Raw genomic sequence first — 14,152 nt, 5'->3', positions numbered from 1 at the left:
CGGCGGCCGACACCGTGAAGCGCGTCGCCCAGGAACTCGGCGGCAAGTCGCCCAATATCATCCTGCCCGACGCGGATTTCGCGGCGGCGGTGCGGTTGGGCGTCGAGGCCTGCCTCGGCAACTCGGGCCAGTCCTGCGACGCGCCCACCCGCATGCTTGTGCCGGCCGACCGGCACGAGGAGGCCTTGGCGGTCGCCCGCGCCGCGGCCGAAAGTCAACGCGTCGGCCCCCCGCAGGACGAGGCGACCGTGCTCGGGCCCGTGGTCAGCCAGGCGCAATTCGACAAGATCCAGCGCCTCATCGTGGCCGGCCTCGCCGAGGGCGCCACCCTGGTGACCGGCGGACCGGGCCGGCCCGAACACCTCAACCGCGGCTACTACGTGCGCCCGACCGTGTTCGGTCATGTGCGGCCGGAGATGACGATCGCCCGCGAGGAGATCTTCGGCCCCGTCTTGTCGGTCCTGTCCTACCGCGACGAGGAGGAGGCGATCGCGATGGCCAACGACACGGTCTACGGCCTCGCGGCCTACGTGCAGTCGACGGACCTCGCCCACGCGCGGCGCGTCGCGAAGCGTCTCCAGGCCGGGCAGGTGCAGATCAACTATCCCGATTGGGACACCCACGCCCCGTTCGGCGGCTACAAGCAGTCCGGCAACGGGCGCGAATATGCCGACTTCGGCATCCACGACTTCCTCGAGATCAAGGGGATCGTCGGCTATGGCGCCTGATCGACGCTCACGGCGCCAAGGCGCGTATCGCGACATCCTCACCCGTCGGTGACATGCCTGCCCGCCGTTGCCGAAACGGCACTGCTGTGTCGATCAAAAGTGGCCTTGTGAGGCGGAGCCCGGTGCTGTGAATTCGGCGTTCCCCGACGACGGTCGCCGGGGGTTGGGACGTTTTCGGCAGGACGCGCATGACCTTTGCAACGATGGCGTCGCGCGATCGGCCAAGCCTCGGCCTCGACTCACTGCTGCAACAGGCGCGTCGTCACAGCGCCGAATTCCCGGATGTGCTGGCCAATCACCTGCCCATGATTCTGGTCGCGCTCGACAGGCTCGGGGCGAGCCCAGAGCGCAAGGCGGCGTTCCTCGCCACCTACCGCGACACGAAGGGGCTTGTTGCCACGCCCGATGCCGTGGGCCCGATCGACGCCGCGTCCTGGACAACCATCCTGGGCGATCGCACGCGGGAAACGGATGCCCGGGCGTTCTTCACCGGCGAGGTCGCACGGCTGGGCATCCAGAACGCGGTCTCGGCCTATCTGCCGCGTCTCGCCCCGGGCGTAGCAGGTAGCGCGTTGCACCCGCTGATGCGGCTCGCCTATGGGGTGCTGCAGAGCGATCCGGCCGAGGTCGGAACCGCTCTCGGCTACTGGGCCTGTTGCTACCTTCCCCTGCCGCCATCGACCGGCGCGACGCCCGAAACCGACGACCCGGGGGTGGTCCTGGCTCGCGTGACAGCCTTGCCGGGATTGCGTGCGCTTCCAGCCTACGACCACCTGTGGCACGCGATCCGGGCCACGGCCGCAGACCCGGATTTCGCGCAGGCCGTCGACTGGCTTCGCATCGACGCCGGAACGCCGGCTCGGGTCGCGGCGACATCGCTGGCGCTTTACGCGGCTACGATGGACTTCGCGGCCCTGCACGCCGTCACAGGTGCCCATTGGGTGCGGGTGGTGTCGGGCGTCTGCCCCGACCCCGGCCTGCTCCGCTGCTTCTGGCAGGCCGTCGCGGCGCTGGTGCCGAGCATCGGCTTTCCGACCCTGCCAGACGCGGCGGCCCTCGAAACCTGGCGGCACCTGCCATGCCCGGACTGGGCAGCCATCAAGGCGACGGCCGTGGCGTCGGATGACGAACACGACATCAGCCTCGTGTTCTCGGCCAACGAGGAGGAGAAGATCTATGGCGACCGGCTCTACCGCGTCGTGGCGGCCCGGCGCGTCGGGCTCATCCCATGAGTGATCCCTTGCCGTCTGACGACACGCGGCTGCTGCTCCGCGACGCCACCCTGGCGGATGAACGGCGGGTCGACGTGGCTGTGGCGGACGGGCGCATCGCTGCGATCGCCGACGTCGGGGCACTGACACCCGCCGATGGTGCATCTCTGAACTGCCTCGGCGGGCTGCTCTCGCCCTCTTTCGTCGAAGGCCATATCCACCTCGACAAGACGTTGCTCGGCCTGCCGCTGATCCCCCATCGGCCCGGTGCGACCGTGGCCGCACGCATCCAGGCCGAGAAGGACCTGCTCAGGACGTTGCCCCTGTCGATCGAAGAGCGGGGCGGCCGCCTGATCGAGCAGATCGTGGCCTTCGGCACGGGGGCGGTGCGGACCCATGTGGATATCGACACCGAGGTCGGCCTGTCCGGGCTCGAAGCCATCCTGCGCCTGAAGGAGCGGTTCCGGACCCTTATCGACATGCAGATCGTCGCCTTTCCGCAAAGCGGCATCCTGCGCGACCCCGGCACGGCCGACTTGCTCGATGCCGCGGTGGCGGCTGGTGCAAACCTCGTGGGCGGCCTCGATCCTGCCGGCATCGATGGTGACGTCGGTGGACACCTCGATGCCATCTTCGCCATTGCCGAGCGGCGCAGCGCCGGCATCGACATCCACCTCCACGATCCTGGGGCGCTCGGCGCCTTCACGTTGCGTGACATCGCGGCGCGGACGCAAGCTGCCGGGCTCGGCGGCCGTGTCGCGGTCAGCCATGCCTATGCGCTCGGAGCCCTCGACGATGCCACGTTCGATAGCACTGCCGCAGCGCTTGCCCGGGCCGGCGTCGCGATCATGACCAACGCGCCGGGCACCGGGCCGATGCCGCCGGTGTTGCGCCTCCGGGACGCCGGCGTGACGGTGTTCGCGGGCTCGGACAATATTCGCGACGCCTGGTGGCCCTATGGCGACGGCGACATGCTCGACCGGGCGGCCGTGATCGGCTACCGGCAGGGCTTCTTCTCGAACGACGACCTCGCTCACGCTTTCGCAATGGCGACGGCGCTGCCGGCCGCCGTCCTCGGCCTGCCCGGCTACGGGCTCGCGGTCGGCGCCGCTGCCGATCTCGTGCTGTTGCCCTGCGCCGGCATTGCAGAAGCGGTGCTCGAGCGGCCCCGCGCCCGCACGGTGCTGAAGCGCGGACGGGTCGTCGCCGCAGACGGGGTCCTGTCGGGCGCAAGCGCATTCGGAAACAGCCTATGACCCGCCCTTCCTCGCGCTGGTGGTGGGATCTGTCGACCCGCGAGTTCGCGGAACTCGACATGGCGCAGGTGGTCGCCGTGCTGCCGGTCGGCGCCGTCGAGCAGCACGGGCCGCATCTGCCCGTCAGGGTCGATGCCGCCATCAATGCCGGGATTGTGGCGCGCGCCGTGGACCTGATGCCGGACGACCTTCCGGCTCTCGTGTTGCCGGCGCTGCCGGTCGGCAAGTCGAACGAGCACCTCGCCTATCCGGGCACACTGAGCCTGCCCTACGACCTTCTCGCGCGCTTGTGGTTCGAGGTGGGAAAAAGCGTGTGGCGGGCCGGCGTGCGCAAGATCATCATCTGGAACTCGCACGGCGGCCAGCCGCAGGTGGTGGAGATCGTCTGCCGTGAACTCCGGGTTGAACTCGGCATGTTCGCGGTGGGCGCCTCCTGGTTCCGCGCGATCGACACGACCGACCTGTATTCGCTGGCCGAACGTCGCCATGGCATCCATGGCGGCGAGTCCGAGACGAGCGTCATGCTGCATCTGCATCCCGAGTTCGTGCGCATGGATCACGCCGCCGACTTCCGTCCCCGCTCGATGGAGATCGAGCAGCGGGGCGGCATGCTGAGCCCGGAACAGGGCATCGGCTACGGCTGGCAGGCCCAGGACCTCCATCCCGCGGGCGTCGCCGGCAATGCGGCCGCGGCCGACCCTGTCCGTGGCAAGGAGGAAGTCGAGCGCGCTGCCCGGGCTCTGGTCCGGCTCGTTCGCGAGGTGGCCGACACCTCGATGGATGTGGTCACGGACAAAACCGCTTTCGCGCCGGTCCGGAGCCGGTGATACGGTTGGCGGCACGGTTGTGATCGCAAGCGCGCCTCACCGCTTCCCGCTCGACGGCGGGCTCGCAGCAGCCAGCACAGCCTCCCTGGCCATCGACAAGCCGGCCTATGGGGCGTTCAGCGCCAAGGCGCTCGACCAGGGCTACGACCGCCTCACGGTTTGGGTTGCCACAGCCGCGACATCGCCAGACCTGTATCGCGACCTCATCGGCCAGATCCCGATCAAGGGCGGCGTGCTAGGGGCAGACACGCACGCCGTGCTGGACGCCCTCCCGGCCTGACGCCGGACCACCCGGAGACGTGTCATGGATCAGTCCGACGATGCCCTGGGCCTGGCAGGGTCCATTCGGGCCGGCGCGTTGTCGGCCCGCGACGCCATGGCGGCGGCTATGCGGCGCGCCGAGGCCGCATCGCATCTCGGCGCGATCCGCTTCCTCGATGCCGAGCGCGGCCTGCGGCAGGCCGAGGCGCTCGACGTGCTGCTTCGCCGCGATCCCGCCCGCGCCGCCACGATGCCGTTCTTCGGCGTCCCATTTTTGATGAAGGATCTTGGCGCGGTGGCGGCCGGGTTTCCGGTGGTGGCCGGCTCGCGGCTCCTGCGCGACGCGCCGGTGCCGACAATCAGCAGCGATCTCGCCCGGCGTTTCGAGGCCGCGGGCCTGGTGCTGTTCGGGGTTACCACGGTGCCCGAGTTCGGCATGACCCTGGCCACCGAACCCGCCCTTGGTCCCGTCGCCCGCAACCCGTTCGACCTGGACCGGACTCCTGGCGGCTCATCGGGCGGTGCCGCAGCCGCGGTCGCGGCCGGGATCGTTGCCCTGGCCCAGTCCGGCGATGCAGGCGGATCCACGCGCGTGCCGGCCGCATGCTGCGGCCTCGTAGGCTTGAAACCGACCCGCGCCGCGATCCCGGGTGGCCCGGCCTTTGGCAATCATCTTCAAGGACTCGCCTGCGAAGGGGTGTTGAGCCGCAGCCTGCGCGATACGGCGGCCGCGCTCGATGCGATCGCGGGTCGGGCACAAGGGCCGGAGCCCGATCCCGATCTCGGCGGATCGGCCCTGCAGCTGTTGTCGCGCCCCGTCGCACCGTTGCGGATCGGCTGGTGTGTCGAGGGTCCGCCGGAGTTCCCGATCGAGCCGGAACGGCAACGCGCCGTCGCCGCGGCCGGGGCGGTTCTATCGGCGGCCGGACACGACCTCGTGCCGGTGGATCCGGAGCGACTCGCGGTGTTCACCACCAAGGCCACCCTGGTGTTCGACCACATCATTGCCGTGAACGCAGCCCGACATCTCGCAGACGCCGATCTCACGAAGGTCGAACCCTTGACGCGCGCCGTCGTGGCACGTGGCCTTGCGATCAGCGGCGTGTCCCTCGGAGTTGCGCTCGCGGCGGGTGTCGCGGTGGCCCACGGAATGTGGCGCCTCTTCGACGAGATCGACCTGCTGCTGACGCCCATGCTCGCCACACCGCCGCCGCCACTCGGCAGCTTTCCGATGATTGACGGCGACGTCGATGCCAATTGGCGACGCATGAACGCCTTCGCTCCCTATGCCATGCTGGCGAACGTGGCAGGCATCCCGGCGCTCTCGGTTCCACGCGGCCGCGATGGCGCCGGCCTGCCGCTTGCGGTGCAATTGATGGGCGCGATGGGAACGGACGCCCGACTGCTCGCGGTGGCCGGGCAGTTGGAGCTTTTGGCGCGGTAGGCAAGAAGCTGACACCCATCCATTGGCGTCATTCCGTGGCGGCGGAGCCGAACCCGGAACCGGGCGCTTCGGCCTGCTTCGCCTGAGCGCTCGGTTCTGGATCCTCGCTTCGCTCCGTCCGGAATGACGTCCGCTCCGCAGGTGACCTCAACGTTCTCCAACTGTCTCCGCGGCCGTTGCCGAAACGTGCACGGGCCGTACGGAACACGTGCCTTCCGGGGGTGCCCAGCTTCGGTCACGCTCCTGTGACCGCCAAAGGTGGCGACCATCGGAGACGAGCCGTGTCGGTTTTGTTTACGCGCCGCCAGACCTTGGCGGGGATCATGGCTGGAGTGTCGGCCGGGCTGCTGTCGGCCGAGCGGGCCAAGGCGGCGGTGTCGGAGCTTGTCTGGGCCACCTGGGATTCGAACGCCCACCCCGAATACGTCGATCCCTTCAACAAGGAGACCGGCACAGCCATCAAGCTGTCGTTTTTGTCGAGCGAGGACGCCCAATTCGCCGCCCTGAAGACAGGCTCGGCCAAGGATTGGGACGTGGTCAACCCCGGCCTCAACGGCGCTTGGCGCTACATCGACGCCAAGGTGCTGCGGCCGCTCGATCTCGCGAAGATCCCCAACCGGCAGTACCTTTATGCGCCCTTCAAGAACACGCCCAAGGTGGTGGGCAAGGACGGCGCCACCTATGCGGTGCCTTACCTGTGGGGGCTGAACCCCATCGTCTACCGCAAGGATGTCTACAAGGACGAGCCGACCTACGCGACCCTGTTCGACGCCAAGTACAAGGGGCAGCTCGCGATGCGCGACTATGCGCTCGAAAGCATCGCGGTGGCGGGCCTTTTCGTCGGCATCCCGCGCGACGAGGTCTTCACCATGAACGACGCCCAACTGGCGGAAGCCAAGAAGGCCCTCATCGCCCAGAAGCCGCTGCTGCGCACCTATTGGCAGACCATCGGCGACCTCACCAACCTGTTCGCCACCAACGAGGTCACCTGTGCCTTCTCGTGGCGTGTTCCCTACGATGCCCTCCGGGACAAAATGGCGATGGGCATGGCCAAGCCCAAGGCCGGCATCTTCGGCTGGTGCGATACCTTCGCGATCCCGACCTCGACGCCGGACGACAAGGTCGCGGCCGCCCATGCGTTCGGCAATTACCTACTTGGGCCGGATTACGCGACCGCTATCGCCGACATCGGCAATTACGCTACGGCGTCGAGCGTCATCCGCGACAAGCTCAGCCATGACAAGCAGGAAGCCATCTTCGTCGACGATATGTCGGTGATGGACTCCTTCATGTGGCCGGTGGCGCCGCCGAACTACTCGGCCTGGCTCAAGATCTGGAACGAGGTCAAGGCGGCGTGAGCCTCGACACGAGCCCCCGCGCCACGGCCGGGGGTGCCCCGATCCTCCTGTCGGCGCGTGGTCTCGTCAAGCGCTACGGCGCCCATCCGCCCGTAGTGGCAGGCGTCGACTTCGACGTTGCCGAGCGCGCCTTCACGACGCTGCTCGGGCCTTCCGGCTGCGGCAAGACCACGATCCTGCGCATGATCGGCGGCTTCGAGCGGCCTTCCGCGGGCACCCTCACGCTGGACGGCGTGGTGCTCGGCGATCGCCCGCCGGAGCGGCGGCCGGTCAACACGGTGTTCCAGTCCTACGCCCTGTTTCCGCATCTCAGCGTCCACGACAACGTCGCTTTTTCGCTGACCCTCCGGCAGGGCGCCGGCGACATCGCGGCCAAGGTGCGGCGCGCGCTCGACGCCGTTCACATGGCGGGGTTTGGCGACCGCTTCCCCGCGCAACTCTCCGGCGGCCAGCAGCAGCGCGTCGCCGTGGCCCGTGCCATGGTGGCGGAGCCGCGGCTCCTGCTGCTCGACGAGCCGCTGTCCGCCCTCGACCGCACCATGCGGGCGCATCTGCAGACCGAACTCAAGGACCTGCAGCGCCGCCTCGGCATTGCCTTTGTTTATGTCACGCACGATCAGGAGGAAGCCTTCGGGCTCAGCGACACCATCCTCGTGATGAACGGGGGGCGCATCCTCCAGGCCGACACGCCGGAAACCGTATACCGGCGGCCGGCCAGCAGCTTCGTGGCCGGCTTCATTGGCGGCGCGACGCTGGTTCCCGGACACGTGGTCGGCGTCGCGCCCGACCGAACTACGATCGGCACTGCGCTCGGCACCTTCGTGGCGCCCGGTCTGCCGGCGCTGGGCGAAGGCATGCCGGCCTCGCTCGTGCTGCGCCCTGACAGCATCGTGCTGCGGGACGACGGCGACCTGCGGGCCGCCGTTCGGCACGTCACCTTCATCGGCCAGGGCTACGCGGTCGAGGCGGAGGCGCAGGGACAGGCGCTGCGCTTCGCGTCCGCCGAGTCCCCGAGGGTCGGCAGCACGGTGCCGCTCGCCATAGTCGGCGACCGCGCCTATGTGACGGCCGCGGCATGACGGGCGGACGGTCGCTCTTTGCGATGCCACTGGTGGTGGTTCTGCTCGGGGGCGCGATTCTGCCGCTCGTCATCCTGGCCGTCATCAGCTTTTGGAGCGTCGATTTCGATGCCTTCGAGCTCGTGCCCGGCTTCGGCCTCGCGAGCTGGCGCGAGGTCCTGGGAAGCTCGACCTATCCCACCCTGATCGGAAAGTCGGTGCTGACCGGCTTCGCGACGGCCGGGCTGACGGCCCTCGCGGGCTATCCCGTCGCGCTGTCGCTGCTGCGTCTGCCCAAACGATGGAAGAGTGTCGCGCTCGTCGTCTTGATGACGCCGCTCTACACGGGCGAGATCGTCCGCATCTATGCGTGGCGCCTCGTGCTCGGCACAGATGGCCTCGTCAACGGGCTGCTCATGGGTCTGCACCTTGTGCAGGCCCCCCTCAAGTTCATCCTGTTTTCGCCGGTCGCGACGGTGCTGGCACTCGTCTATGACGAGTTGCCCTTCATGACCCTGGCGCTGTGGATCGCAGCGGAACGCCTCGACGGCCGCCTCGCCGAGGCCGCGCGCGACCTTGGCGCCCGCCCGCTCACCGCCTTTCTCCGCGTGACGCTGCCCCTCACACGCACCGGGCTTTGCGCAGGCGCCCTGGCTGTGTTCGCCTTGTCGGCCGGCGACCTGCAAACGCCGAACTTCCTTGGCGGACCCAGCGGGGCCACGGCGCTAGCCTCGATCGACAATCTTTTCGGCACCGCCTTCGACTGGCCGACCGCCTCGGCACTCGCTCTGGCACTCCTCTTCGCCCTCACAGTCTCCGCAGCATTGCTGGCCATGGCGATCCTGCGCCTCGGCGGCGCGGTCAGGGTGCGGCCATGAACCGGCGGGCGGTTGTGATCTTGGCGCTCGCCACGGCCTTTCTGTACCTCCCCATCGCGGTTCTGGCCGTGTTCTCGTTCAACGCCTCCCGGCTGATGGCCTTTCCGTTGTCGGGCTTCACGCTCGACTGGTATCGCTCGCTCGCCGCCAACACCAAGTTCCAGGGCGGCTTCGTGACCAGCTTCCTTATCGCCCAGCCGGTCGGCGTCGCGAGCGCCGCCCTCGGGCTCGGGGGTGCGCTCGCCCTCGTGTCGGCCCACCGGTCCATCCGGATCGGCTTGGCGGCCCTCCTCCTGATGCCCTTCCTGGTGCCCAAGACGGTGCTGTGCATCGCCCAGTCGATGGTTCTGGCCCGCTTCGGCCTCGACCGTGGGGCCACCACCCTCATCGCGGCACAGACGATCGTCGCGGTGCCGTTCACGACGGCCCTCATCGCCTCAGTGCTGGCCGGGCTCGACCACCGGCTCGAGGAGGCCGCGCGCGACCTCGGGGCCAGTCCCTGGGTCTGCTTCCGCCGCATCACGTTCCCGCAGATCAGGCCGGCTGTGTCGGCCGCCTATTCGATCGGCGTGATCCTGTCGCTCGCCGATCTCACCATAGGGCTCTACCTGGCGGGCCGCACCCAGCCCCTGTCGCTCATCGTGGCTTCCGAGTTCCGACGCGAACTCAGCCCCGATCTCAACGCCATGCAGGTGAGCGTGCTGATCCTGACGGCCATCATCGTTGTGGTGACGGAAGGTTACGGCCGGCTTCGCGCCGTTTGTCGCCGCAGGACAGCACCCCGCTCTCCATCCCTCGCATCCACGGAACGCGTCGCGTGAACGAAAGTGCCGCCTCGACCCTCGCCGCCCAAGCCCGTGCGGACCTCGCGGGTTTGAGCTATCCGGCCGTATCCTGGGTGACGCCCGGCACCATGCCCGACGGCGCGCCGGTCCACGCGACGATCGTGGTCGGCGCCGGGCAGTCCGGGCTCGCCATCGCGGCCGCACTGCGGCGCGAGGGAGTGGCCGACATCGTGCTGCTGGACGGCGCCCCGGCCGGGCGGGAAGGCGTTTGGGACACCTTCGCCCGCATGGAGGAGTTGCGCACCCCCAAGGGGCTGAACGGCATGGAGTTCGGCTGCCCGAGCCTGTCCGTAAAGGCCTGGTACACGGCCCATCACGGTGCAGCCGCCTGGGAAGCGCTCGACCGCATCCCCCGGAAGGCCTGGGCCGGTTACCTCGCCTGGTACCGGGCGACGCTCGGCCTGCCGGTCGAGGGCGACACGTTCGTGACCGACATCCGCGAAGCTCCCGGGGACACGCTCGCGGTCACCGCCCGCACGCCGTCCGGACCGCGCGTCCATCACGCACGCACGGTCGTGATCGCCACCGGCTACGACGGCGCCGGTGGTTGGACCGTGCCGGACTTCGTTCGCGCCGCTTTGCCGGGCGACCGTTACGACCACACCAACGGTCCCGTCGATTTCGCCAAGCTGCGCGGGCGCCGGGTGGCGGTGCTCGGCCATGGCGCTTCGGCTTTCGACAACGCCAACGCGGCCCTGGAGGCCGGCGCCGCACGTGTCGATCTCTGCTTCCGCCGCGCCCGGCTGCCGCGCGTCAATCCCTACCGGCACCTCGAGAGCGCCGGCATGATGACCCATTATCCCGCGCTCGATCCCGCGATCCGGTGGCAGGTTGCGCGGCACATCCGCCTCGTGGATCAGCCGCCCCCCCGCCGCACCCTGGACCGGGCCCTGGCCGATCCGCGATTCCACCTCCACCCCGCGAGCCCCTGGGGCTCGGTCGCCCTGGAGGGCGACGCGGTCGTGGTCGACATGCCGCGCGACAGGCTGATCTGCGACCATCTCCTTTGCGCGACCGGAGCGGGGGTCGATCTCGCAACGCGTCCGGAACTCACCTCGCTCGCGCCCCGGGTGGCGCTTTGGCGCGACCGCTACGCGCCGCCGGCCGCCGAACGCGACGACCGGCTCGGGGCCTATCCGTTCCTTGGCGCCGATTTCGCGTTCCTGCCCCGCGACGCGCAGGCCGACTGGGTGACGCGCGTGTTCTGCTTCAACGGCGCCAGCGGGGTTAGCCACGGCCTGCATGCCACCTCGATCAGCGGTCATCGCCACGCCCTGCCGCGCCTCGTCCGCGGCGTCACCAACCGGCTCTTCGCCGGCGAGGCTGCGCATGTGGTGGCCCGCCTCACCGCCTATGCGGATATCGACCTCGACCTTGCCGAGGATTTCGAGGAGCGCCACGGAGGCCACCCGCATCTGGCGGATGCGCTGGCAGGCCCATAGATGCCGAAGCGGTGCCTGCCGGATCCGTTCACTGTGCTGTCAGGCGTCGAGACCCGCCGCGACGGGCTCGGCTTGCCCGGGTTCGCGATGATCTTCCGCCACCTGGCGCAGCGCCGCGTCGACAGCCTCGGCGAAGAGCGCGCCCGCGACCGGAAGGATGCGAGCCGCCTTGACGATGAGCGCCACGGTTTCGCGTGGAAAGGCGCGCGCCTCGAACGGAACGAACACCACGTCGCCGCGGCGAATCTCACCCGCGATGCCGATGCGCGAGCGCACCCCGATGCCGATGCCGGCCTTGATCATCGCCGTCATGGTCTCGAAGGAGTTGGTTTCGAGCCGCCGGGCGAACAGGAGCTCGGCGTCGCCGCCGAGCTGCGCGTTGAAGAGCTGCCGCGTCGAGAAGCCGCCGTCGGGAACGATCAGGGTTTCGCCGATGAGGTCCGACAGCTTGATCTCGTCCTTGCCGGCCAGCGGGTGGGCCGGGTGCATCACGGCGCCGATGGCCACCGCCGCCTGACTGCGGCGCTTGATCCGGGCCTCGCCGGTCGGACTGAACGCGATGCCGAGATCTGCCGTGCCGTCCGCCACGGCCGTCACCACGTCCAGCATGTCGCGCACGCAGACCGAGAAGTCGACGTGGCGGTGCGTCTGCCGGAACACCTGGATGACGCCGGGCAGGAAGTCCTTGCCGATGCCTTCCTCGCAGGCCACCACCACGTGGCCGCGCCGCGCGCCGCGCAGGTCGTTGATCTCAGCGACCGTCCGATCGAGGTCCGCTTGGCTCTTCAGCACCCAACGATAGAAGAGCTCGCCGGCCGCGGTCAGCTTCAGGCCCTTGCTGCTCCGCTCGAACAGCGGCGTCGTCAACTGTTCCTCGAGCTTGATGATCTGCCGGTTCACCGCGGAAGGCGCGATGTTGATCTGCTCGGCCGCCTTGCGGATCGAGCGCGCCTGCACGGTTTCCCGGAAGTAGCGCAAGGCGATCCAGTGGAAGTGCATCGGCATCGGGGGCGTCCTCGCGATCGAGGGCCCATGCAGCAATGCTCATGCCAACGAGAGGAGTTCGTTTCCCATGGCGTTTAACAAGATCGCCGGCACGCTCGACGACGCGGCCTTTCTGCGTCGCAGCTTCGAGGTGGCCCGGGCCGCACGGGCAGCCGGCAACCATCCGTTCGGCGCCATCCTCGTGGGGCCGGACGGCACGGTGCTGATGGAGCAAGGCAACGGCTTTTCGGCGGAGCGGGACATGACGGCCCATGCCGAACGCGTGCTGATGACACGCGCATCGCAGGCGCATCCCCCGCGGTTCCTGGCCGGCTGCACGATGTACACTTCGGCCGAGCCCTGCGCCATGTGCGCCGGGGCCGCCTATTGGGCAGGCATCGGTCGCGTGGTCTACGGGCTCGGGGAGCGCGAGCTCAGGGCGCTCACCGGCGACCACCCGGAGAACCCGACCCTCGACCTGCCTAGCCGCGTCGTCTTCGCGGCGGGCCAGCGCCCCGTTGACGTGGTCGGCCCCCTCCTGGTCGACGAAGCGGCGGCTCTGCACACGGGCCAATGGTGATGGTGGTCGAACATACGGGCGGCGGAAGCCGGTGGTCAGCCGATATCTGATGCCAGCAGGTGCATGATGCCGGGTTTAAAGCGGCACGCCTTCCCGGGGACGATCGCGTCTTCTGGTGAAGACCCGGACCGGCAAATGAAAGGACCAGCACGGTGCCGAACACCAGGTAGGCCGAGATGCCCCCGATGTTCAGGACCATCCCCGCCCGTGTCAGCTCGGGTCGGCATGGTCTGCCAAAGTCTAAAGTTCTTCCCGGAACTCAGCATAGACGAGGATCTGACGCTGGTGCCCGACAAGGTTCTGGGCCGCGGTCCCGATTTTGCCCACCGCAGCAGCCGCGACCTACCCGACCGCGGAGGCACCGATCACACCAGGACATAGCCTGGCCAGCTTTCCGGAGGGTCAGCAGCACGTGCTGCGATCGCGCGTACGCAGCCCTGCTGGTCGATGCCCTGCCAGACGGCCTGGTCGCCCGGGGACAGCGCGTAACCTCCGTGACGCAGGCCGACAAGGGACGCTAGCAGCTTGAGGTCGCAGGCCAGGAGCCGATTGTGGCCTCGGCAAGAGCGAAGCGGTGCTGGCGGCGGTTCGCGACGCCTATCCCGACTGGCCGCCCGAATGGCTCGACATGCTGGCATAGTCGTAGGACCGGTTCCAACTTTGGCCCACTTCGGTCATGCCGCCCGACTATCACGGGAAAGCACGCCCGGCCTGACGATGCTCGGCCACGCATTGCCTGTCATGCCGCCGTTTATCGGCAAGGGAGTCAACCTGGCATTGCTCGACGCGCTCGACCTGCTTGAAGCGCTGGACGGCGATCCGGCGCGTGATCTCGACAATGCCGTGGCCGGCTTCGAGCAGACCATGCAGCACCGGACAAGCCGTGAGATCCGGTCCTGTCTGCAAGTCGGTCACTACGCCTACGGTATCGATCTCGGTTTCGACCTGTAGGAGGCAAGCGTGAGCGACGGGATGACATCCGAAGTCCGGGCGATGCGCTCTTGCGCTTCGCTGCCGGCACGGACAAGGGCAACGCGGCGCTGATCTGTTCGGCCTTCACTGACGAGGCGGTGGTCGACTTCGGCCCATGCGGCATTAAGCACGGCCTGTCTTTCCAGTCGCTTGAAAGACGTAACGCGATCGTCAGGTTCCTTTTGGAGACGAGCGCCTATCAGATCACCAGCTACATCTTCGGCAACCTGATGTCCTCACTCCGTTCCTCGATCTAGAGCATCGGATACTCAATCGCACGCGTAGCCTGCGTGCTTGAGGTAGTTCCA

Annotated in this window: 15 protein-coding genes; 14 read left to right on the top strand and 1 reads right to left on the bottom strand. The window is 68.6% G+C overall.

All coding sequences use genetic code 11. The features are described 5' to 3' along the window. The 11 genes from P7D22_RS19875 to P7D22_RS19825 all read left to right on the top strand — a co-directional run. On the top strand, positions 1-728 hold a 728-nt coding region (locus P7D22_RS19875; RefSeq protein WP_319935999.1), incomplete at its 5' end, for an aldehyde dehydrogenase family protein. A 188-nt stretch (positions 729-916) separates the two neighbouring features. Continuing rightward, positions 917-1,960: a questin oxidase family protein gene (locus tag P7D22_RS19870; RefSeq protein WP_319935998.1), complete on the top strand. Its 1,044-nt coding sequence runs from the start codon at positions 917-919 to the stop codon at positions 1,958-1,960. Continuing rightward, positions 1,957-3,195, top strand: a complete 1,239-nt coding sequence (locus tag P7D22_RS19865) for an amidohydrolase (RefSeq protein ID WP_319935997.1) — start codon at positions 1,957-1,959, stop codon at positions 3,193-3,195. Before P7D22_RS19870 ends, P7D22_RS19865 begins: the two co-directional genes overlap by 4 nt. Then, positions 3,192-4,022 carry a creatininase family protein gene (locus P7D22_RS19860; protein WP_319935996.1) on the top strand — a complete coding sequence of 277 codons (831 nt, stop codon included), beginning with the start codon at positions 3,192-3,194 and terminating at the stop codon, positions 4,020-4,022. Before P7D22_RS19865 ends, P7D22_RS19860 begins: the two co-directional genes overlap by 4 nt. A gap of 19 nt (positions 4,023-4,041) precedes the next feature. Further along, positions 4,042-4,302 (top strand): hypothetical protein, encoded by a 261-nt coding sequence (locus P7D22_RS19855; RefSeq protein WP_319935995.1) that lies wholly within the window; start codon positions 4,042-4,044, stop codon positions 4,300-4,302. A gap of 24 nt (positions 4,303-4,326) precedes the next feature. Continuing rightward, positions 4,327-5,727 (top strand): amidase, encoded by a 1,401-nt coding sequence (locus P7D22_RS19850; RefSeq protein ID WP_319935994.1) that lies wholly within the window; start codon positions 4,327-4,329, stop codon positions 5,725-5,727. A 281-nt stretch (positions 5,728-6,008) separates the two neighbouring features. Further along, positions 6,009-7,085, top strand: a complete 1,077-nt coding sequence (locus tag P7D22_RS19845) for an ABC transporter substrate-binding protein (protein ID WP_319935993.1) — start codon at positions 6,009-6,011, stop codon at positions 7,083-7,085. Beyond that, on the top strand, positions 7,082-8,164 hold the full coding sequence (locus tag P7D22_RS19840) for an ABC transporter ATP-binding protein (protein ID WP_319935992.1): 1,083 nt from the start codon (positions 7,082-7,084) through the stop codon (positions 8,162-8,164). Before P7D22_RS19845 ends, P7D22_RS19840 begins: the two co-directional genes overlap by 4 nt. Further along, complete coding sequence (locus P7D22_RS19835; protein WP_319935991.1) at positions 8,161-9,021, top strand: ABC transporter permease; 861 nt, start codon at positions 8,161-8,163, stop codon at positions 9,019-9,021. Before P7D22_RS19840 ends, P7D22_RS19835 begins: the two co-directional genes overlap by 4 nt. After that, positions 9,018-9,842 carry an ABC transporter permease gene (locus P7D22_RS19830; protein ID WP_319935990.1) on the top strand — a complete coding sequence of 275 codons (825 nt, stop codon included), beginning with the start codon at positions 9,018-9,020 and terminating at the stop codon, positions 9,840-9,842. Before P7D22_RS19835 ends, P7D22_RS19830 begins: the two co-directional genes overlap by 4 nt. Beyond that, positions 9,839-11,308, top strand: a complete 1,470-nt coding sequence (locus P7D22_RS19825; RefSeq protein ID WP_319935989.1) for an NAD(P)/FAD-dependent oxidoreductase — start codon at positions 9,839-9,841, stop codon at positions 11,306-11,308. The genes P7D22_RS19830 and P7D22_RS19825 overlap by 4 nt, the downstream gene beginning before the upstream one ends. A 39-nt stretch (positions 11,309-11,347) precedes the next feature. Here the strand turns inward: P7D22_RS19825 and P7D22_RS19820 are convergent, their stop codons facing one another. Continuing rightward, positions 11,348-12,313: a LysR family transcriptional regulator gene (locus P7D22_RS19820; protein ID WP_319935988.1), complete on the bottom strand. Its 966-nt coding sequence runs from the start codon at positions 12,311-12,313 to the stop codon at positions 11,348-11,350. A 67-nt stretch (positions 12,314-12,380) separates the two neighbouring features. Here P7D22_RS19820 and P7D22_RS19815 point away from each other — a divergent pair, with 67 nt between their 5' ends. The 3 genes from P7D22_RS19815 (at position 12,381) to P7D22_RS19805 (ending at position 14,101) form a co-directional block, all read left to right on the top strand. Further along, the gene (locus tag P7D22_RS19815; RefSeq protein ID WP_319935987.1) at positions 12,381-12,872 is read left to right on the top strand and encodes a nucleoside deaminase; all 492 of its coding nucleotides are present in this window, start codon (positions 12,381-12,383) and stop codon (positions 12,870-12,872) included. A gap of 660 nt (positions 12,873-13,532) precedes the next feature. After that, a complete protein-coding gene (locus P7D22_RS19810) occupies positions 13,533-13,823 on the top strand; it encodes a hypothetical protein (protein ID WP_319935986.1) in 291 nt (96 codons plus the stop codon). A gap of 50 nt (positions 13,824-13,873) precedes the next feature. After that, on the top strand, positions 13,874-14,101 hold the full coding sequence (locus tag P7D22_RS19805) for a hypothetical protein (protein WP_319935985.1): 228 nt from the start codon (positions 13,874-13,876) through the stop codon (positions 14,099-14,101). Positions 14,102-14,152 lie beyond the last annotated feature (51 nt).

The organism is Lichenihabitans sp. Uapishka_5 (assembly GCF_033947565.1).
Classification (GTDB): Bacteria; Pseudomonadota; Alphaproteobacteria; order Rhizobiales; family Beijerinckiaceae; genus Lichenihabitans.
The sequence above is the reverse complement of the archived record's forward strand: the minus strand, read 5'-3'. Positions and strand labels throughout refer to the sequence as shown.

What these genes read in the sequence shown, in the direction of transcription:
- P7D22_RS19830 (WP_319935990.1), top strand. Translation starts at nt 9,018, where the DNA reads ATGAACCGGCGGGCGGTTGTGATCTTGGCGCTCGCCACGGCCTTTCTG.
- P7D22_RS19865 (WP_319935997.1), top strand. Translation starts at nt 1,957, where the DNA reads ATGAGTGATCCCTTGCCGTCTGACGACACGCGGCTGCTGCTCCGCGAC.
- P7D22_RS19860 (WP_319935996.1), top strand. Translation starts at nt 3,192, where the DNA reads ATGACCCGCCCTTCCTCGCGCTGGTGGTGGGATCTGTCGACCCGCGAG.
- P7D22_RS19820 (WP_319935988.1), bottom strand. Translation starts at nt 12,313, where the DNA reads ATGCCGATGCACTTCCACTGGATCGCCTTGCGCTACTTCCGGGAAACC.
- P7D22_RS19850 (WP_319935994.1), top strand. Translation starts at nt 4,327, where the DNA reads ATGGATCAGTCCGACGATGCCCTGGGCCTGGCAGGGTCCATTCGGGCC.
- P7D22_RS19835 (WP_319935991.1), top strand. Translation starts at nt 8,161, where the DNA reads ATGACGGGCGGACGGTCGCTCTTTGCGATGCCACTGGTGGTGGTTCTG.
- P7D22_RS19815 (WP_319935987.1), top strand. Translation starts at nt 12,381, where the DNA reads ATGGCGTTTAACAAGATCGCCGGCACGCTCGACGACGCGGCCTTTCTG.
- P7D22_RS19870 (WP_319935998.1), top strand. Translation starts at nt 917, where the DNA reads ATGACCTTTGCAACGATGGCGTCGCGCGATCGGCCAAGCCTCGGCCTC.